The organism is Okeanomitos corallinicola TIOX110 (genome assembly GCF_038050375.1).
GTDB classification, from domain to species: Bacteria; Cyanobacteriota; Cyanobacteriia; order Cyanobacteriales; family Nostocaceae; genus Okeanomitos; species Okeanomitos corallinicola.
On sequence record NZ_CP150886.1, the window covers coordinates 2,908,609 to 2,928,408 of the forward strand.

Below are 19,800 nucleotides of genomic sequence, written 5' to 3' on the forward strand. Positions count from 1 at the left end.
TGTGTTACGATGATTTTAGGTTAAAAACCCAGAGTTTTTTGGCTCTGCCTTTTTGAAACTAAGACCGTTTAGGCAATAAGGAGGTGATGCCCATGATAGAAAGTAGTATACGCATGGGTCATCAGGTTGCAGTTAGCCGGCTGTGCGCCGGGGCTGTTCTCTAATAGTTAGCCTTAGTCATCCTGAGATACTAAGTTAGCTCAAGTAGCTAGGCTAAAAGTCGGAGTTCCTTCCGGCAGTCTGGTTGCAACCTGAAGACCCGCTAGACCGCCCTAAGTTAGATCAACCGATCTGAATTAGGGCGGATAGTTTTTTATATATACAGCAGAATTCAGGAGTCAGGAGTGAAACTAGCTTGGTGTCTAGGTTTCAATTTTGATTCTGTACCTTATTGATCTACACTCTGCTGTATGTAGAGGGAATTTTTATCTAAAAATACATAAAGAAATTAAGCTTTGAGATATAGCAATGGACAAGGCGGTTAGGATATTAAGCAGAACTAGAACTTAGACACTGAAAGACTTCTAGCTCTGTCACCGTGGCGTAGCACCTGTTCCCTGTCACCTGCTATATATTCTACATAAATTTTAGGTTTTAATTTTGTCTTCTTATCTTTAGAGTTATATATTTGACTGTTTAATCAGGTTTAATCTTAGCAATACATAATTTAAGCAAAATTTATGTAATAACCAATAACTCTGTTTATAAGGGTTGAATATTATCCAGCATTCAGAAATTCCAAGCCAACACAACAAGGATAAACAGGTGAAAATAATGGTTTCAGGCTTTTTATATTTCTGTAAACCAAGAATATAACTTATATTGAGGGACTAGTCTTGATTATTCATCTGACATATCATATAATATCTAACTATAGTGTGGAAGTTTTTACATAAGCTAATTGCATGGAATTTTAATGATTCGTTAATCAATTATTAGCCTTGTGAAAACTAAGATTATATTAGGGGCAGTTATGCCTCGATTCACAGGTATCAGTTGAGATGTCGCATTTCTGGTAAATAAATACGACACGAACGGCTATCTAAAAAATATGGTGTGAGGAGTAAAGGTGAAGATGTCTAATCTCTTGTGGAAATCTCTAATTGTTAGCCCAGCAGTGTTAGGGGCAACAATATTAGTATCTGGAACTGCTATTGCATCTCCAAGTGGCAGTGTTGAAGTAGCACCAGAAACAGATGTAGCGCAACAACCTGTAATTCTGGCTCAGAAATTAGATCAAGTTCAACGCTACAGTAACGAAGGTAATACACAATCTCAGGTAACATCAGTTTCTCAATTTTCTGATGTTCAACCTACTGACTGGGCATTCCAGGCTTTACAGTCTTTGGTAGAAAGATATGGTTGTATTGCTGGTTATCCCAATGGTACATATCGCGGCAACCGGGCGTTAACCCGTTATGAATTTGCTGCTGGTTTAAATGCTTGTTTAGATAGAGTTAATGAATTGATCGCCACAGCTACCGCTGATATGGTGACGAAACAAGATTTAGCAACTCTGCAACGTTTACAAGAAGAATTTTCTGCTGAATTAGCAACCTTACGTGGTCGTGTAGATGCTTTAGAAGCACGTACCGCTGAGTTAGAAGCTAACCAGTTCTCTACCACCACCAAGTTACAAGGTGAAGCAATTTTTGCTGTTAGTGACTCTTTTAATGGTAATCCTGCTGGTAAGACTGTTTTCCAAGATCGTGTACGTTTGAACTTGCAAAGCAGTTTCACTGGTAGAGATATGTTAAATACCCGTTTAGCTGCGGGTAACACAGGTGGTTTTGGTACAGATGGTACTAGCCCCTCTGGAGAAACAACACAAACCTTTGATGTTGGTAGCACTGGAACAAACAATGTTGTTATTGACAAATTAACCTACGAATATCCTGTTGGACCTGCACAGGTTTACATTGCTGCTACTGGTGGTCAACACAGTCATTATGCAGCTACCAATAACCCTTACTTCTTCGATAAGACCGATGGTGGTAATGGTTCTTTAAGTACCTTCAGTTCTGAAAACCCCATTTATCGAGTTGGTGGTGGTTCTGGTATTGCTCTGAATGTACCTTTTGGTCAAGGTGGCGGTATTCTCAAACCTAGTTCTGTGACTTTAGGTTATTTAGCTTCAGAAGCTAATGATCCTAATGCGGGTGCTGGTTTGTTTGATGGTAACTATGCTGCTTTAGGTCAGTTAAACTTCAATGTTGGTAATCGCATTGCTTTAGCTGCTACTTATGTACATGGCTATCATGGTTCAGGTAGTACCTTGTTTGACTCAGGTCTAGGTCTGACAAATAGAGGAGGAGCGCCTGTTGGTGTGGTTGGTACTAATGCGGCTAATGGTCTGAGTGCATCCGATGCATCTTCCAGTAACTCCTACGGTATTTCCGCAGCTTTCAGACCCAGTGATAAACTTTCCATCAGTGGTTTCGTTTCTTACCATGATGTTACGGGCTTTGGAGCTAATGATGATTATGAAGCTTGGTCTTATGGAATGGGTGTAGCATTACCTGACTTTGGTAAGAAAGGTAACGTTTTAGGTGTCTTTGGTGGCGCTCAACCTTATTCCTTTAACAATGGTGCTGCTGGAAATGATATTCCTTACCAAGTAGAAGGTTTCTATAAGTATCAAGTTTCCGAAAACATCTCTGTTACTCCTGGTGTAATTTGGTTGCCCAATATTGGACAAAGCAGCAACAATGAAGATGTATTTATCGGTACACTGAGAACTACTTTCAGCTTCTAAGTCAGAAAGTTGAAGTCAGAAAGTTACAGCTTATTTCATTTGGGTGAGGTATATAAGGGCGGGCAAGATGCCCACCCCACAAGAATTTGATAGTTTTTGTACCTCATGTATCTGTAAACTGCTGTCAGAATTTAGTTAAAACTTGAGAGTTTAAACATTTATTTGTACCCGCTTTGTGGCGGGTTTTTTGTTGCTGATTAAATAAAAGTACAAACCCCACTGGAGAACCGGAGTATACTATAAATATGAACAATTTTGATAATTTATCATTTTTCTTTCATCCTTACTCTTGATCCTTTATTCTTAAATAGCAGCCTGTGGAATTATCTTGTAAATCTGAATACGCAATTTTGGCGTTGTTAGAAATGGCAACTCATTATGAAAATGGCGAACCGATGCAAATTCGGCAAATTGCTACTCAACAAAATATCCCTGATCGTTATTTGGAGCAGTTATTGGCTACTTTAAGACGGGGGGGTATTGTGAAAAGTCAACGAGGTTCAAAAGGTGGCTATTTGTTAGCGCGAGAACCTTGGAAAATTAGTGTTTTTGATATTTTGGAATGTTTAGAAGGGTTAGATGTTAAAGCTGGTGAAGAAGACAGTAACCCTAAAAGTGTAGATAGTTCGATTATAGAAGAAATTTGGCAAGAAGCTGGTCAGGCGGCAAATTCAGTTTTACAAAAATATTCCCTTCAGGATCTCTCTGAACAGCGAGATTTACGAAGACAGTTAGATATCATGTACTACATTTAAAGGAATCATAATTTATCATGCGGATTGCTAAAAATATTACACAATTAATTGGCCGGACTCCTTTGGTGGAGTTAAACCGTATTCCTCAAGAGGAGGGGTGTGTTGCACAAATTGTGGTGAAGTTGGAAAGTATGAACCCTTCAGCATCGGTAAAAGACCGCATTGGGGTAAGTATGATTAATGATGCGGAAGCTGAGGGTTTAATTACTCCTAGTAAGACGGTGTTGGTTGAACCAACATCAGGAAATACGGGTATTGCGTTGGCTATGACTGCGGCGGCTAAGGGGTATAAGTTAATTTTGACAATGCCAGAAACCATGAGTTCGGAACGCAGGGCGATGTTGCGGGCTTATGGGGCAGAGTTAGAATTGACACCGGGTATTGAAGGGATGAGTGGGGCAATTCGCAAGGCGCAGGAAATTGTGGAAACTACACCCCATGCTTATATGTTGCAACAGTTCCGGAATCCTGCTAATGCTAAAATACATAGAGAAACTACAGCTTTGGAAATCTGGGAAGATACGGATGGCTTGGTAGATATGATTGTGGCGGGTGTGGGTACTGGTGGTACTATTACTGGTGTAGCGGAAGTATTAAAAGCTAAAAAACAGGGTTTTCAGGCGATCGCTGTTGAACCAGCTAACAGTCCAATTTTATCTGGTGGTAAACCAGGTCCCCATAAAATTCAGGGTATTGGTGCTGGTTTTATTCCCCAAGTTTTGAATGTAAAATTGATTGATGAAGTAATTGCTGTTACTGATGAAGAGGCGATCGCCTATGGTCGGAGATTAGCAAGAGAAGAAGGTTTACTATCGGGAATATCTAGTGGTGCGGCTTTATGCGCTGCTATTCGTGTTGCTCAACGTTCTGAAAACCAAGGACGCTTGATAGTAGTAATTCAACCTAGTTTTGGTGAAAGATATCTAAGTACACCATTATTTCAAGACCTATAGAACCCATTTGGAATCTATCTAACCAGTTGCTAATTTTTTGTTTACCCCAAACGAGGACGAATCCCATAATTCCTATACCGCAAATAATCCCGTAAAATCCGATCATGGTCAAAGCATAAATTCATCGGAATACACCAAGGTTCAAAAATACCCACACCCTTAGCATCATCACCCGCCACAGGTTCACCGGTTGCAGTAGCCAAAAACACAATACTAATCGTGTGCTGGCGGGGATCACGACTGGGATCAGAATAAACCAGAAACTGCTCTATTAACTCTATTTGTAGCCCGATTTCTTCCTCAGCTTCCCGTCTTGCTGCTACTTCCAGCGGTTCACCATAATCTACAAAACCGCCGGGAATAGCCCATCCTAAAGGTTCATTGTGTCGTTCAATTAGAATGATCGGACGGTGAGGTTTATCAATTAATTCAATAATAATATCAACAGTAGGTACAGGATTTCTATAAGCCATCATTGTTAATTAGGTAAGGATCTAAGTCTGAGTATGACTGAGTTCTTGTAATTAATCTTCTCATTTCTTTACCATATTTCCTATTTCTTCATGAATACCAAATATCAAGCCTGAGTATGTCATGATAAATGCGATGTCTGTCTTTTAAATGATCGCCTTTTGTAATACGGTGCGCGTAATTGTTTTCTTTTATATTTTAGGTTAATTATGCCTTTTCCTAGATCAAGCGGAATTTTACTCCATCCTAGTTCCTTCCCCAGTCGTTTCGGAATTGGGGATTTAGGTTTACAAGCCTATAAGTTTATTGATTTTCTCAAAAATAGCTACCAGCAATATTGGCAAGTTTTACCTCTTGGGCCCACTGGTTATGGTAATTCTCCCTATATGTGCTACTCTGCAATGGCAGGAAATCACCTGTTAATTAGTCCAGAAAAATTGGTTGATGAAGGTTATTTAGTAGAAACTGATTTTGCAAACTTGCCAGTATTTTCCACTGATAAAGTGGATTTTGAGCAAGTTATCCCCATCAAAATTAATCTCCTCAAACAAGCCTGCGAAAAGTTTAAAACCGATGCCACAGCTATTCAAAGAGAAGCATTTCACACCTTTTGTAATACGAGAGGCTACTGGTTAAATAATTATGCTTTATTTATGGCACTCAAAGATGCCAATAATGGAGCAAGTTGGTACAAGTGGGAAAAAGAATTAACTCAAAGAGAACCAACAGCATTAGCTAAAGTTGAACGGGAATTAGCCCCAGAAATATTTTATTACAAGTTCATTCAATATGAATTTTTCCGTCAGTGGTCACAACTAAAAAATTACGCTAATCAAAATGGTGTAGATATTATTGGTGATATCCCCATTTATGTCTCCCATGACAGCGCTGATGTGTGGGCAAATCCGGAAATTTTTGCCTTAGATGAAGAAACAGGAGAAGTGGCTTTAATGGCAGGAGTACCACCCGATTATTTTAGCGCTACAGGTCAATTATGGGGCAACCCGGTTTACAACTGGGAAGCTTTGCAGAAACAAGATTTTCAATGGTGGGTACAACGGTTTGAAGCCATGCTGGATTATGTAGATATAATTCGCATTGACCACTTCCGGGGATTTGAAGGTTATTGGGCTGTACCTCAAGGTGAAGAAACTGCTATTAATGGGGAATGGATTAAAGCCCCAGGAGTAGAATTTTTTGAAGTTATTAAACAAAAATTGGGGAAATTACCAATATTAGCGGAAGATTTGGGAATTATTACCCCCGAAGTAGAAGCATTGCGAGATCAGTTTGAATTTCCAGGGATGAAGGTATTACATTTTGCCTTTGGTTCTGATCCTGGTAATCCGTTTTTACCTTTTAATTATCCACGTAATGCAGTAGTTTATACTGGTACTCACGATAATGATACGACTGTAGGCTGGTTTAATACTACGAATGATTACGAAAAGCAAAATTTGTTGTTATATTTGGGATCTATCAGTCCTGATGGCATAAACTGGAATCTCATTCGTTTAGCTCTCAGTTCCATTGCCAATCAGGCAATTATTCCTTTGCAAGATGTTTTAGGATTGGGAAATGAAGCCAGAATGAACTATCCGAGTACGGCTGAGGGTAATTGGGAATGGCGTTATCGGGACGGTGTTTTAAGTGAAGAATTGGGCGATCGCCTAAAAAATCTTACCCAACTTTACGGACGCGCTCCTATTAATTCCTGATTAATAGTTGATGAGTACGTAGTATTAAACAACAGATTTTACGCCGTACTCATAACCTACTGCTGAGGTAAAAACTGGTTTAACTAGGTTTACTAAAAAGTCTCTTCTTGAAGGGGTAGGAGAATGGTTTACACCACGCTTCGCTATCAGCAAACCGTAACTAAATCACCAGACTGCGTGCAACATGACTAGATTGAGTGATGTTAAATCAGCTATGTTTTTTCATAGCAGAAATTTTTCTGATACGCATTTTGCGGTTCAGTGGTAAATTCTTTATTCATTTCAAAATTAACATCTAAGTAAGTGATCAAGTTTTAAGATTTGACTTTATTCGCAATCCTAATTTCTCCTGATTTTCCTTGTTCTCCCATTTGCTTGGGTTGTTCTTGATTAATACTCATTAACACACTACCAGCATTATCAGTGATGACTGTCAATTCTTCCTTAGCTTTCCAGTTACGATGCGATCCTTTTGGTAAAACTCCTTCAAACTTTGTTTGACCATCAGTAATCACACGAATCCAAGATGATGATTTGAAAGTGACATCAATTTCTACCGTTTTAAATGAGGAAGTATTAATCTCCGTTTTTATTTTCTCTAAATCTGCTGCTTGGAGATTCTGAGATGTGAAGTCCGAATTTGTTTGTACCTTGAGTTGATTTTGGCTGTTATTTGCTTGCAGTGCAGTTTGGTTTAACAACTGGGATAAACCATTGACAGAGCAGAAAATTACAAAAATGTATAACAAATACAGATGTATGGGACGTAGTTGCAAAAATGGTTCAGACACTTTATGACTCGGTAGACTCACCTTGTGAAAACCTACAGGAAAATCACTAGCAAAATCTATTCCCCTGAGTCCCAATGCGTCAGCAAATTGCCTGATCAAACCCTGGGTATAAATTGGTTCTGGTAAATCTTGTATATCACCTACCTCTATAGCGTTCAATAATCTACTGGGAATCCTTGTAATTGCTACAATTTCATCTAGTGATAAACCTTTTTTTTGCCGTAATTCTGCCAGTTTAGCCCCTAATTGTGTTAATTTTGCTGATTGTTGTTCCTCTATTGACGGTTTATTGAGCTTTTCTGCATTGTTTCTGAGCCATTTCATGATTTTTATTGCACTCCTTAGTTTAGTTTAATCATTAATAGATATCCGCTTTATCTGGTTTTTTAAAAAAATAATCTCTTCTGGAGTGAGATGACGATATTCACCTACACCCAGTGAAAATCTGGTTTTTGGTGTTTGTAATTCAATCGAACCGATCGCAATACGATGGAGTTGGTATACAGGATATCCTAACTGTTCAGCTACACGACGAATTTGCCTATTCCTCCCCTCTTGTAGAATAATTTCTAATTTACTATGGGTTGCCAATTCTTCAATTAAACGTACTTTTGCAGGTCTTGTTTGTCTACCTGCGAGTAAAACACCTTTACGCCACATCTTCAGAATTTTTTCTGGGGGATGTCCTTTAACCACAACATGATATGTCTTAGAAATATTATGTCTAGGATGAGTGAGGGCAAATGTCAAGTCCCCATCGTTTGTGAGTATTAATGCACCCGTAGACTCTGCGTCTAAGCGTCCAACTGGGTGAATACCTGAACCATTCTGTAATTGTGGTGGTAGTAGATTTAAAACAGTCGTCCTTCCTTGGGGATCATAACAGGTAGAAACTACTCCGGCTGGCTTGTGTAGTAAGAGATAAATCAAAGAGGGTCGCTGTTCGGCACAAATAGGTTTACCATCAACATAGATAGTATCTGTTTGGGGATCAACTTTTTGACCTAAATGTGCCAGAGTTCCGTTTATTTGTACCCTAGACTGCTTAATCATTTCCTCAGCTTCACGCCGAGAAGCAATACCCCATTGAGAAATTATTTTTTGTATCCGTGCCTCCATGCCAAAATTTCTTCTTCCTTTATTAGTTGTCAACTGATATGATTGGGGATTATTAGATTTAATACCAAAAATTTAATCATCTCATTTACTGGTCATTTTCCAGTTAATAGTTATCACTATTAAGTTTAATAAAAGTTTAAGAACATTGATTTTTGGGCAAACATAGCCATTAATTTTGTTAGATGACAGATCCAGACACCTCAACAGCAAATAACAAAAGAGTACGATTAGTGACTAAAACTCTCACCGCTGCAATTAAGCTATGGCTGAGAACACAGTTGGATCAAATATCTCAGATGGAAATTGAGATTGGGGCAAGCGATCGCCAACTTCTTGCCGGCAATATTCCTGTAGTATCTATTTTGGCAAAAAATGCCGTTTATCAAGGTATTCATGTTACCAGTGTTGAACTGACAGCTAAAAATATACAAATAAATATCGGAGCAATACTTAAAGGTAAAAGCCTAAGATTATTGGAAATAGTACCTATAGTTGGTGAGTTGATAGTAGAAGAACAGGATCTGAATAATTCCCTATCATCAGAACTATTATCAACAGCTTTAAATGATCTACTATTTAAACTCTTACCAGAAATCAACGAAAACTACCAGCCTACTGCCTGGAAAAAAATTACCATTGAAAATCAATTGTTAACTCTTTTTGCCATCTTACCATCTGAAGGCAAAAATACACATCTGGAGATAGAAGCTGGTTTGGAACTTATTAACACTCAGGAAATACAACTAGCACCAATTACAATTAAACGCAATCAAGTAATTATCTTAGAAAATAACTCTGGATACAACATAGACCTGGGAGCAGATGTTGCCCTTCAAGAAATAACCTTAAATTCTCAACAATTATTATGTAGTGGGCGAGTCAATGTAAATCCATAACTAGAAAGATAATAAGTAATTTTTTGCTGTTAAAAGTTTAAAAATTAAACAAAAAAAAGCCCTTGCAACATTGCAAGGACTTAAAAATATTAATTGGTTGTCAGTGATAAAAAGACTAGCAACACCTAGTCAAGATCATTCATGGACATAACTGGTTCGTTCTCACGATCCAAACCTCTTTCAAAACCACCAGCAGCAGCACGAGCGCGTCCTGCGTGCCACAGGTGGCCGATGAGGAAGAAGAAACCTAATACAAAGTGAGAAGTAGCCAACCATGCACGAGGAGATACATAGTTGAAAGAGTTGATTTCGGTAGCCACACCACCTACAGAGTTCAAAGAACCCAGAGGAGCGTGAGTCATGTACTCAGCAGCGCGGCGAGCTTGCCAAGGCTGAATATCATTCTTAACTTTTTCTAAGTCAAGACCATTAGGACCACGGAGAGGCTCTAACCAAGGGCCACGGAAATCCCAGAAACGCATGGTTTCACCACCGAAGATGATTTCACCAGTCGGAGAGCGCATCAAGTATTTACCAAGACCTGTAGGACCTTGAGCAGAACCAACGTTAGCACCTAAGCGTTGGTCACGGATTAAGAATGTCAAAGCTTGTGCTTGAGAAGCTTCTGGACCAGTAGGACCAAAGAACTCACTGGGGTATGCAGTGTTGTTGTACCAAACCATGACGGAAGCAATGAAGCCCATCAAGGAAAGAGCGCCCAAACTGTAGGATAGGTAAGCTTCACCAGACCAGATGAACGCGCGACGCGCCCATGCAAAAGGCTTAGTGAAAATGTGCCAAATACCACCAGCAATACAAATGAAAGCGATCCAGATGTGACCACCTATCAAGTCTTCCATGTTGTCAACACTGATGATCCAACCTTCGCCACCGAAGGGAGCTTTGGTGAGATATCCAAAGATAACAGCAGGGTTCAAAGTGGGGTTAGTAATCACACGAACATCACCACCACCAGGTGCCCAGGTGTCATATACACCACCGAAGAACATAGCCTTCAGAACCAACAGCAACGCACCACAACCCAAAATGATCAGGTGGAAACCGATGATGTTGGTCATTTTGTTCTTGTCTTTCCAGTCATAACCGAAGAAAGAAGAGTATTCTTCTAAGGTTTCTGGACCACGTACAGCGTGGTAGATACCACCAAAACCAAGAACAGCGGAGGAAATTAAGTGTAATACACCTGCTACGAAGTAGGGGAAGGTGTCAATAACTTCACCACCTACACCAACGCCCCAACCTAATGTGGCGATGTGAGGGAGAAGAATTAAGCCTTGCTCATACATAGGCTTTTCTGGGATGAAGTGAGCAACTTCAAATAAAGTCATTGCTCCTGCCCAGAATACGATCAAACCAGCGTGAGCAACGTGAGCGCCCAGCAGTTTACCAGACAAGTTGATTAAACGAGCGTTACCTGACCACCAAGCAAAACCGCTTGATTCTTGGTCACGGCCGCTACCGACAAGGGATCTATTAGAGAGCGTTACCACGTGGTAGAACCTCCTCTGGGAATACGAATTGTTCGTGGGGTTGGTCTTGAGGTGCCATCCAAGCACGGATACCCTCGTTCAACAAAATATTTTTGGTATAGAAAGTTTCGAACTCTGGGTCTTCTGCTGCCCGTAATTCTTGGGACACGAAGTCATAAGCTCGCAGGTTTAATGCTAAACCGACAATGCCTACGGATGCCATCCACAGGCCTGTTACTGGTACAAACAACATAAAGAAGTGTAACCAGCGTTTGTTGGAGAATGCAATCCCGAAAATCTGTGACCAGAAACGGTTTGCTGTCACCATGGAGTAGGTTTCTTCTGCTTGGGTAGGATTGAATGCGGGGAATGTGTTTGAACCTTCACCGTCTTCAAATAGCGTGTTTTCTACGGTTGCACCGTGGATGGCACAAAGTAATGCACCTCCTAAGATCCCTGCTACTCCCATCATGTGGAAGGGGTTTAGTGTCCAGTTGTGGAAACCTTGCAGGAATAATAGGAAACGGAAGATTGCTGCTACTCCAAAGCTGGGTGCGAAGAACCAGCTAGATTGTCCCAAGGGGTACATCAAGAATACGCTGACGAATACCGCAATCGGACCTGAAAATGCTAGGGCGTTGTAAGGACGAATGCCTACGAGTCTGGCAATTTCAAATTGGCGTAACATGAAGCCTATCAATCCGAATGCACCGTGTAGTGCTACGAATGGCCATAAGCCACCCAATTGACACCAGCGGGTGAAGTCACCTTGGGCTTCTGGTCCCCACAGGAACAATAAGGAATGTCCCATGCTGTCTGCTGGTGTGGATACTGCCACTGTTAAGAAGTTTGCACCTTCTAGGTAGGATGATGCTAATCCGTGGGTGTACCAGGAGGTGACGAAGGTTGTACCAGTTAGCCAACCGCCTAGTGCTAGGAAGGCGCAGGGGAATAGTAATACTCCTGACCAACCTACGAATACGAAGCGATCGCGCTTCAACCAGTCGTCTAGTACGTCAAACCACCCTCTTGAGGGGGCGCGCCCAACTGCGATGGTCATTTAACTAAAATCCTCTTGTTTACTAAAATTGCGACGTTTTTTAAGACAGGATGCTGTTAAAGTTTTTATGCTTTCAGCTACTGTCATGAGGAATTAAACGTAATTTTGACATTCTTCGCTACCTTTAGGTAACTAAGATGCTCTGAGATTTTATCACCTAGCTATTGAGGCATTTCTCAGAATTATGCCATTACTGCCACCACTTTCTAATCATTTAGCCTGTGGTAACTTAATGATTCTTAACTTATCACATTCATCAATTTTTAGCCTGATGGAATAGGTGAATTTAGTTAATTATTGAGAACGTTAAATTTATAAATGTATCATAATTTTAACAAAATGATACAACTTGTCTCATAAATATTATAACTTGCAATACATATTGCTCAACCAAGAGAATGTTAGCTTGATCAGTAAACTGCCCTGGAATGCTGAAATTGTGGGGTAGTTTTATCGTCAAAATGGTAAAATTCACTAAAATCTCTAACACAAGACTCATCATCAAATCAAAGAGTAACAGTTTTGTGGCTACAAGTCTGATCACCCTAATTTTTAAATAAAGATTGAGGCATAAGCTTGAGAAAATGTATCTTTGATGGTTTAGGTGCAGTTAAATTCGAGATCCATCTCTCATTAACCATTTCCCAGTTTGCAAAGAAAATCTCACGGTCTAAGGTAGTTTAAATGACGACATCAACAACGATCAATAAAGGCGATAGCCTGCTGCATCAAAACGTTCTCGGTTCTCGTCGGTTGAGTAACTACTGTTGGGCAGCTATTGTGACTATGGGAGCATCTGGCTTTTTGTTGGCTGGTATCTCTAGCTATCTCAGAGTCAATTTACTCATTGTTACTGATCCGACTCAACTGGTGTTCATACCCCAAGGATTAGTAATGGGTTTGTACGGTACAGCGGGTTTGCTGCTATCTTTATACTTGTGGTTAGTTATTTTATGGGATGTAGGCGGCGGTTACAATGAATTTAATCAGGAAACTGGTAAATTTAAAATTTTTCGCTGGGGGTTTCCTGGTAAAAACCGTCAAATTGAAATAGAAAACCGCATACAAGATGTACAGTCTGTTCGCATCTCTATTAAGGAAGGTTTGAATCCCCAACGCGCTCTTTATCTCAAGGTGAAGGGAAGACGTGATATTCCTCTCACTAGAGTGGGTCAACCTATGTCTCTAGCTGAATTAGAAACCCAAGGCGCTCAGTTAGCTCGCTTTTTAAGCGTACCCTTAGAAGGACTTTAGGAAGTTTGGATTTTAGATGTTGGATTGAACAGAGGTTATTCGTAAGTAAGGGAATAGGGAAAAGGCAAAAATAGGCAAAAATTATGATTGTATTTTTCCCCATTTTCCAATCCCCAATCTAAAATCCAAAATTGTTAAGATACTCTGGTTGAGTAAATAATTATCAATGCGTTTAAAATTTTCACAATTTTTAGTGCTTTTTCTGATGATTGGTGGTTTGATGTTGGGGGGATGTTCAACAGAACAGGTTTCTTCTAACACATCTCCAGCTTCTACAACTACCTCTAAGGTAACGGAGACAAGCTCCAATTCAACAGCTAAAGTGACAACTGTATCAGAAAATAAAAGTGAGAGTATTCCAGGAATGAAAAATTTACCACGGCTCGACGGTAAAGCTACTGTAGTGATGACAGTTAAAGGTAGTCCAATTACTATCGAAGTTGATGGTGATAATGCTCCTATTACTGCGGGAAATTTTGTTGATTTAGTCCAAAAGGGCTTCTATGACGGTTTAACATTCCACCGGGTTGTGCGTGATCCCCAGCCTTTTGTTGTTCAAGGTGGTGATCCTCGTGGAGATGGTACAGGTGGTTATGTAGATCAAAAAATTGGTACTGAACGTCGCATACCTTTGGAAATTAAACCAGAGGGTGAAGATGAACCTGTTTATGGGCAAATAATTAAGAAAAAGCCTGTTTTGACTCATAAATTGGGGGCAGTAGCTATGGCAAGATCCCAAATGCCTGATTCTGCATCTTCTCAATTTTATTTTGCTCTTGCGGATTTAGCATTTCTAGATAGCAACTATGCTGTTTTTGGTTATGTAACCGATGGGTTTGATGTGGTTAACCAAATTCAGCAGGGTGATAAAATTGATTCTGCTAAAGTTACCCAAGGGGCTGAGAATTTAAAGACTCCTGAGTAGTTGGTAGTTAGTAGTCAGTGGTCAGTTGCAAATATTGACTGTTGACTACTTTAATCATTGATCATTTATTTTCTGAAATATAAAAAATCTAAACTTGGTTAGGGTTGTTGTTACTGGTATTGGTTTAGTTTCTGCCTTGGGTAATGACTTGGCAGATAGCTGGGAAAATTTACTGAGTTGGAAAACGGGAATTAAGTTACACCAACTATTTCCAGAATTACCAAAAGTTCCTTTAGGGCTAATTTCAGATCAACCATCTAAATTAAATGTTTTAAATCACAGTGTGGTTAATGATGCGTTGGAGGATGCAGAATTAACAACTCCTCTGTCTGAATGTGCTGTGGTCATAGGTTCTAGTCGTGGTTATCAAGGTTGTTGGGAAGATTTAGCACGACGAATGTATGGTAATGATCCCAATCCAGAATTGTTAGGTTTAGACAACTGGTTAGATACTCTACCCCAGATGAATGCGATCGCAGTGGCTAGACAAATTGGGGCATCAGGCACTGTTTTAGCACCGATGGCGGCTTGTGCTACGGGTATTTGGGCAATTTCCCAAGCTGTCATGTTAATCCAAACTGGACAATATCAACGGGCGATCGCTGGTGCAGTGGAAGCACCTATTACTCCTCTAACTATCTGCGGATTTCAACAAATGGGAGCTTTAGCAAAAACAGGTGCCTATCCTTTTGATTTACACCGGGAAGGTTTGGTTTTAGGTGAAGGTGGGGCGGTGTTTGTGCTGGAATCTGCTGAGTTAGCAAAGCAACGTCAAGCTAAGATTTACGGGGAAATTTTAGGTTTTGGGTTGACAGCAGATGCTTTTCATGGTAATAAGCCCGAACCGGCAGGGAAAAGTGCGATCGCTGCTATTAAACAATGTTTACAACGTAGTCATTTGCAACCGCAGGATGTAGATTACATTCACGCTCATGGTACTGCTACTATTCTTAATGATAAGATAGAAAGCAAAATTATACAGTCCTTATTTCCTCCACAAGTAGCAATTAGTTCTACTAAAGGTGCTACGGGGCATACACTAGGAGCTTCGGGAGCTTTAGGTGTTGCATTTTCCCTATTGAGCTTACAGCATAAAATACTACCCCCCTGTGTGGGATTACAACAACCAGAATTTAACCTAAATTTTGTCAGCAAGGCAATAAAACAGCAAATGCAAACATCATTATGTTTTAGTTTTGGTTTTGGGGGACAAAATGCTGTGATCGCGTTGGGTTCTAGAAATTCGTAAATTTATCATTATGTCACTTTCTGACTTTTATTCCTAATAAAGAGTTCTGAACAGACGTAATATCAATAGATAAAAATCCCTATGAAAAAGAGGGGATTTTCAAATATTTTCGCCCTCTTTTACAAATTACTGCTTTGGTAATTGAGGCTGATTCTCTGAATATTTTGCTACCAAAGCTGACATAGAAGGATTATACAACCGCAGATAATTCCAGTAATTACCAAACACTAAACGGACATAATTTCTAGTTTCACCAAAGGGAATTTCCTCTACAAATTCATCAGGATCTTGTTTTGGCATAGTTCGCAACCATTTGGCAACATTTCCTGGGCCTGCATTATAACTAGCGATCGCCAACATAGAATTATTGCTATATTGTTGATGAGTATGATCTAAATACCACGTACCCAACATAATATTATCATTGGGATTTTCCAAATCTAAATCTTTGATATTCATCCCAATTTGTGGGGCTATCCATTCTCCCGTCGTTGGCATTACCTGCATTAAACCAGTTGCACCAACTACAGATTTAATCTTAGGTTGAAAACGGGACTCTTGCCGCATCAAAGCTGTCACCAATAAAGGATTTAAATTACGTTTAGTAGACCATTGTTGTATTTCTTGAAAATAAGGAAAAGGATAACGGGCTTGCCAATAGGTTATTTGTTGACTTAAAGCTGCATATTCTGCCTGTTCTTCTGGTGTTTCTCGATCTTCTAATTTAGAGATAGTTGCAATACCAATGAGATTTTGACCCCTGGTTAATTGCATCAAACCTTCTGTAAATTGTTCATTTACCGTAGGTTTACTTTTGTTTTTAAAATCAGTTTCCCACTCATACCAAGCATCTCGATCTTGTCCTAATAAATACAACTCTTTAAAAGCATCAGAACCCGCAGGAGGTACTGGTCGCTGCCGAGGAACAATTTCAGGATTCATCAACCGGACATTACTAAAATCACCCACATCTAAACCTAAAATACTGGCAGAACGCCAAGCATAATAGGACTGAGGAAATTGACTTAATACATACTGATAAGCTGTACGTGCATCTTCCGGTTTACCTAGTAAAGTTGCCCATTTACCTACCCAAAAACCGGCTCTGGGAGCTAAAATACTATGCTTATTTTCTGTGACTATTGGTTGGGCCCATTGCCATGCACCTGCATAATCTTTATTCTTGGCTTTATCCAGGGCATTTTTCCAGCGAAATTCCGCAGCTTCTTCAGAATTACTATACTGACCTAATAATAATTTCCAAGTGGTATTAGCAGACTCATTATCTTTTAAAGATGCTAATCGTTTAGCCTTTTGTTCTAATGCTTGGGGTGCTGTCTTAGGAAACTTATTAATAATTTGATCTAGATAAGGGATGGCAGCTTTACCAGTAGCAAGTTCAGCTAGTCTTAATAGTGCTGTTCCTGTTTCTTCATCATCAGGAAATTGTTGTACCTGTTGTTGATAAATAGTAATTGCTTGATCTCGTTTTTTATCTATCTGTAAACCCCTAGCCCGACGGTAGAGATTTTTAGCTGTTTGGGGTGCTTTACTGTAAGCATTGGCAGCTTTAGCGAATTGGTTATTTTCCCAATATACTGAACCAATCAGATCCCAGTCTGCTGCTGTCAGTTGTGGTTGCTTTGCTAACTGATCTAAAATTCCTACAATTCCCGGTTCGTCAGCTGCATATTTGGCCAGAATTAATTGTAATTTAGGTTGATTTGGGTTTTCTCGTAAGCGTCGGCGGATAATTTCCCAGGTGAGGGGATGGGAAGGAAAATTAGCGATCGCCTGATCATTTATTGTTGGTAGTCCGATCAAATACATAGCTTTGACTACCACTGGTTGATCTGGATATTCTTTTAAAACTTTTTGGCGCAGATCCGAGGCTTTGCCTTTATCACCCACCATATCATGGGCTTGGGCTTGTTTGAGTAAAATATACGGTGCTAAAACGGGGTAATCTTTCTCTAAACCCGTCAATAAATCCAGCGCTTTTCTACCTTGATCTGTTTCAATATAATCACTAGCTAAAAGATAACGTGCTTTTTCTCGATCTGGAGAACTACCATTTTCAGCAATTTCTACTAACTGTGCTGCTCTTTCTGGTAAAGATTTAGACGATAAATTAAAAACGATTGACCGTGATTGATTGATTTCAGCTATTTTTCCAGGCTGACTCTGACTCAAGTTCAACCATTTATTCAGGATTTTTCCAGCTTCCGGGGCAGCAAACATACCCCCAACTAAAAAGGCACATAGCCCCGCGCCAGCAATCAGAACAATTTGCTTGTTGTGTAGTTTCTTTTGCATGAATACCCGCTTTTAGCCTAAAGTCTGGAAAATCAAAATTTTGATCGGTTTCTTGCCACTTTAACACTACTCGCGGAAAATGTTATCAATCCTAAGAATTTACTATTCAGGATATTTTATCAACAAATAGCAAAAATTGCAGATCAACAGATGTTTTCAAATTTAGTTATTTTGCTAATAACTTAAACGAATCACAAAAACCACTGATACTTTTAGTTAGATATTTTTGCTTTGCTTGATCGCTTTCTGCACTCACTTGATATAGTCTATTTCTTACTAAAAATATTCTGTGCTTAGTCACTCTTTGTCCTGGTTTAGTATAATTTATCTCTTTCCCTAAATAACCATCTAAGGTGATTTTTTCTTCACTGATAATCGTTCCCTTTGCACTGTCTAAAGCTGTATTTTTACCAGTATCTATTGCCTGTTCTACAAGATTCTTCTTGATTAAGAGGTCAATATATTCCTGTGGATAATCAATATAAGCTACGGTATATTTAGTACCCTCCTCTTGACGCTCAACAGTAAACATATTAACTTCTATTTCACCTGTTTTAGTTTTCACTTTTTGTGTGGTTTCAGTAGGTTGACCTGGCATTAAAATCTTAAAACCACCTGCCGTTGAAGAGAATACAGACCAAATAGATTTTACTTCTGTTTCTGCTTGGTTAGCGAACACAGGTTGAGTGATGATAAAACCACCACATAAAATAGATAATGCGAGGCTGAAAGGGATGATTTTAAAGTTCATATATAAACAAGGTTTTGATTGCTGAAAGCTGACTTACATTTTACCTAATTCGGGAGTTTTACCTTTTAACCCAATCATTAATTTTAGGGAAAAGGTTTTTAACATTGGGACTCGTTTCATTAACCATAAACCCAAGCGACGGACAACTACCACAGGTAAGAAGTTATTAGAAAATACTCGATCTAATAAATCAGTAAAACCTAAAATTGCTAGATTTTCTTTTTTCCGCCAACTTTGGTATTTTTTGAGAACTTCTATTTTACCAATATCTGCACCTGCTTGGTGTGCGGTTTGAATAACTTCAGCTAAAGCAGCAGCATCACGAATACCTAAATTCAAACCTTGTCCACCGACGGGATGACAGTTGTGTGCAGCATCACCAATTAAAGCTAAACGGGGAAGAACATAGCGATCGCTTTGCATTAATTGTACCTGAAAAACAAAGCGATCGCCTAACAATTCTAATTTACCCATCTGTTCCCCATAGCGTTTAGTTAATTCCGCTAAAAATTCCTCATCACTCAAAGCACACAAAGCTTTAGCTTCCTCATGAGGTGCAGTCCAAACAATCCGACATCTGTTACCAGGTAAAGGTAAAATCGCAAAGGGACCACTAGGCCAAAATTTCTCATAAGCTGTATAGTTATGTGATTTTTCTGGTTTTACAAAAGCAACTATACAAGATTGCCAATATTTCCAACCTTTAGTTTTAATTCCCGCAGCTTCACGAATTCGAGAACGTGAACCATCAGCAGCGACTAACAACTTAGTTTTAATTTTTTGTTCTACACCATCAACTTTAATATTAACAGTAACTAGATCATTTTCAGTTTGTGTATTTAACACTTCTGCTGGACATAAATAAGTGACATTTTGACAATTTTGGACAAACTCTTGTAAAGGTTCTAAAAGTGCAAAATGTTCAGCAACATAACCTAACTCTGGTGTTTTTGTGCTAATATCAGCGGTTTGAAATTTCACCACATCGGGATATTCAGCATCAGATAAAAATACCTGTCTATATTTAGCAATCTGGGGTAAAATTTTATCCCAAATACCGATACCTTGGAAAATACGCGCTGATAACATATGTACAGCATAAGCTTGACCTTTAGATACCGCAGCAGATGTAACCCTAGCTTCAATCAACAATATATTTAAACCAGAGTTTTTCAAAGCAGCGGCCAAGGTTAAACCAACAATACCACCACCGACAATCACTAAGTCATAGTCATATTTGCGGTTGTCTGTGGTTGTTTGGGGAGGGGTGAGAGTTTGAGTAAGTGACATTGTGAAT

At 39.4% G+C, this 19,800-nt stretch carries 16 protein-coding genes; 8 read left to right on the forward strand and 8 right to left on the reverse strand.

What is annotated here, in order from left to right; genetic code table 11:
* The first annotated feature begins 1,075 nt into the window (after positions 1–1,075).
* The 3 genes from WJM97_RS12635 to cysK all read left to right on the forward strand — a co-directional run bounded on the left by WJM97_RS12635 (position 1,076) and on the right by cysK (position 4,463).
* Positions 1,076–2,755 (forward strand): iron uptake porin, encoded by a 1,680-nt coding sequence (locus tag WJM97_RS12635; RefSeq protein ID WP_353929159.1) that lies wholly within the window; start codon positions 1,076–1,078, stop codon positions 2,753–2,755.
* A gap of 317 nt (positions 2,756–3,072) precedes the next feature.
* Positions 3,073–3,510, forward strand: a complete 438-nt coding sequence (locus WJM97_RS12640) for an Rrf2 family transcriptional regulator (protein WP_353929160.1) — start codon at positions 3,073–3,075, stop codon at positions 3,508–3,510.
* 17 nt (positions 3,511–3,527) lie between these two features.
* The gene (gene cysK, locus WJM97_RS12645; RefSeq protein WP_353929161.1) at positions 3,528–4,463 is read left to right on the forward strand and encodes a cysteine synthase A; all 936 of its coding nucleotides are present in this window, start codon (positions 3,528–3,530) and stop codon (positions 4,461–4,463) included.
* Between the two features lie 41 nt (positions 4,464–4,504).
* Here cysK and WJM97_RS12650 read toward each other — a convergent pair whose 3' ends face one another.
* Positions 4,505–4,936 (reverse strand): NUDIX hydrolase, encoded by a 432-nt coding sequence (locus WJM97_RS12650; protein ID WP_353933163.1) that lies wholly within the window; start codon positions 4,934–4,936, stop codon positions 4,505–4,507.
* 207 nt (positions 4,937–5,143) lie between these two features.
* Between WJM97_RS12650 and malQ the strand changes: the two genes are divergently transcribed.
* Positions 5,144–6,652 (forward strand): 4-alpha-glucanotransferase, encoded by a 1,509-nt coding sequence (gene malQ / locus WJM97_RS12655; RefSeq protein WP_353929162.1) that lies wholly within the window; start codon positions 5,144–5,146, stop codon positions 6,650–6,652.
* Positions 6,653–6,966: 314 nt separating this feature from the next.
* Here the strand turns inward: malQ and WJM97_RS12660 are convergent, their stop codons facing one another.
* Complete coding sequence (locus tag WJM97_RS12660; protein ID WP_353929163.1) at positions 6,967–7,767, reverse strand: RodZ domain-containing protein; 801 nt, start codon at positions 7,765–7,767, stop codon at positions 6,967–6,969.
* Between the two features lie 27 nt (positions 7,768–7,794).
* Positions 7,795–8,562, reverse strand: coding sequence for a pseudouridine synthase (locus tag WJM97_RS12665; RefSeq protein WP_353933164.1), 768 nt, complete (start codon positions 8,560–8,562; stop codon positions 7,795–7,797).
* A 182-nt stretch (positions 8,563–8,744) separates the two neighbouring features.
* Between WJM97_RS12665 and WJM97_RS12670 the strand changes: the two genes are divergently transcribed.
* A complete protein-coding gene (locus tag WJM97_RS12670) occupies positions 8,745–9,458 on the forward strand; it encodes a DUF2993 domain-containing protein (RefSeq protein WP_353929164.1) in 714 nt (237 codons plus the stop codon).
* A gap of 125 nt (positions 9,459–9,583) precedes the next feature.
* Here WJM97_RS12670 and psbC read toward each other — a convergent pair whose 3' ends face one another.
* Together psbC and psbD are read right to left on the reverse strand one after the other, a co-directional pair.
* Positions 9,584–10,969: a photosystem II reaction center protein CP43 gene (psbC, locus tag WJM97_RS12675; RefSeq protein ID WP_353929165.1), complete on the reverse strand. Its 1,386-nt coding sequence runs from the start codon at positions 10,967–10,969 to the stop codon at positions 9,584–9,586.
* The gene (psbD, locus tag WJM97_RS12680) at positions 10,953–12,008 is read right to left on the reverse strand and encodes a photosystem II D2 protein (photosystem q(a) protein) (RefSeq protein WP_353929158.1); all 1,056 of its coding nucleotides are present in this window, start codon (positions 12,006–12,008) and stop codon (positions 10,953–10,955) included. Before psbD ends, psbC begins: the two co-directional genes overlap by 17 nt.
* 684 nt (positions 12,009–12,692) lie before the next feature.
* On the opposite strand from psbD, the gene WJM97_RS12685 reads away from it, so the two are divergent.
* The 3 genes from WJM97_RS12685 to WJM97_RS12695 all read left to right on the forward strand — a co-directional run bounded on the left by WJM97_RS12685 (position 12,693) and on the right by WJM97_RS12695 (position 15,436).
* The gene (locus tag WJM97_RS12685) at positions 12,693–13,262 is read left to right on the forward strand and encodes a photosystem I assembly protein Ycf4 (protein ID WP_353929166.1); all 570 of its coding nucleotides are present in this window, start codon (positions 12,693–12,695) and stop codon (positions 13,260–13,262) included.
* 166 nt (positions 13,263–13,428) lie between these two features.
* Positions 13,429–14,187, forward strand: coding sequence for a peptidylprolyl isomerase (locus tag WJM97_RS12690; protein ID WP_353929167.1), 759 nt, complete (start codon positions 13,429–13,431; stop codon positions 14,185–14,187).
* 94 nt (positions 14,188–14,281) lie between these two features.
* Complete coding sequence (locus WJM97_RS12695; protein ID WP_353929168.1) at positions 14,282–15,436, forward strand: beta-ketoacyl-ACP synthase; 1,155 nt, start codon at positions 14,282–14,284, stop codon at positions 15,434–15,436.
* A 126-nt stretch (positions 15,437–15,562) separates the two neighbouring features.
* Here the strand turns inward: WJM97_RS12695 and WJM97_RS12700 are convergent, their stop codons facing one another.
* The 3 genes from WJM97_RS12700 to WJM97_RS12710 all read right to left on the reverse strand — a co-directional run bounded on the left by WJM97_RS12700 (position 15,563) and on the right by WJM97_RS12710 (position 19,793).
* A complete protein-coding gene (locus WJM97_RS12700; protein WP_353929169.1) occupies positions 15,563–17,752 on the reverse strand; it encodes a transglycosylase SLT domain-containing protein in 2,190 nt (729 codons plus the stop codon).
* A gap of 166 nt (positions 17,753–17,918) precedes the next feature.
* A complete protein-coding gene (locus WJM97_RS12705; protein ID WP_353929170.1) occupies positions 17,919–18,503 on the reverse strand; it encodes a hypothetical protein in 585 nt (194 codons plus the stop codon).
* A gap of 33 nt (positions 18,504–18,536) precedes the next feature.
* On the reverse strand, positions 18,537–19,793 hold the full coding sequence (locus WJM97_RS12710) for an FAD-dependent hydroxylase (RefSeq protein WP_353929171.1): 1,257 nt from the start codon (positions 19,791–19,793) through the stop codon (positions 18,537–18,539).
* Positions 19,794–19,800 lie beyond the last annotated feature (7 nt).

Bases quoted from the DNA above. Each gene is read 5' to 3' on its own strand.
- WJM97_RS12635 (WP_353929159.1), top strand. From the start codon at position 1,076: ATGTCTAATCTCTTGTGGAAATCTCTAATTGTTAGCCCAGCAGTGTTA.
- cysK (WP_353929161.1), top strand. From the start codon at position 3,528: ATGCGGATTGCTAAAAATATTACACAATTAATTGGCCGGACTCCTTTG.
- WJM97_RS12650 (WP_353933163.1), bottom strand. From the start codon at position 4,936: ATGGCTTATAGAAATCCTGTACCTACTGTTGATATTATTATTGAATTA.
- malQ (WP_353929162.1), top strand. From the start codon at position 5,144: ATGCCTTTTCCTAGATCAAGCGGAATTTTACTCCATCCTAGTTCCTTC.
- WJM97_RS12660 (WP_353929163.1), bottom strand. From the start codon at position 7,767: ATGAAATGGCTCAGAAACAATGCAGAAAAGCTCAATAAACCGTCAATA.
- WJM97_RS12665 (WP_353933164.1), bottom strand. From the start codon at position 8,562: ATGGAGGCACGGATACAAAAAATAATTTCTCAATGGGGTATTGCTTCT.
- WJM97_RS12670 (WP_353929164.1), top strand. From the start codon at position 8,745: ATGACAGATCCAGACACCTCAACAGCAAATAACAAAAGAGTACGATTA.
- psbD (WP_353929158.1), bottom strand. From the start codon at position 12,008: ATGACCATCGCAGTTGGGCGCGCCCCCTCAAGAGGGTGGTTTGACGTA.
- WJM97_RS12685 (WP_353929166.1), top strand. From the start codon at position 12,693: ATGACGACATCAACAACGATCAATAAAGGCGATAGCCTGCTGCATCAA.
- WJM97_RS12690 (WP_353929167.1), top strand. From the start codon at position 13,429: ATGCGTTTAAAATTTTCACAATTTTTAGTGCTTTTTCTGATGATTGGT.
- WJM97_RS12700 (WP_353929169.1), bottom strand. From the start codon at position 17,752: ATGCAAAAGAAACTACACAACAAGCAAATTGTTCTGATTGCTGGCGCG.
- WJM97_RS12705 (WP_353929170.1), bottom strand. From the start codon at position 18,503: ATGAACTTTAAAATCATCCCTTTCAGCCTCGCATTATCTATTTTATGT.
- WJM97_RS12710 (WP_353929171.1), bottom strand. From the start codon at position 19,793: ATGTCACTTACTCAAACTCTCACCCCTCCCCAAACAACCACAGACAAC.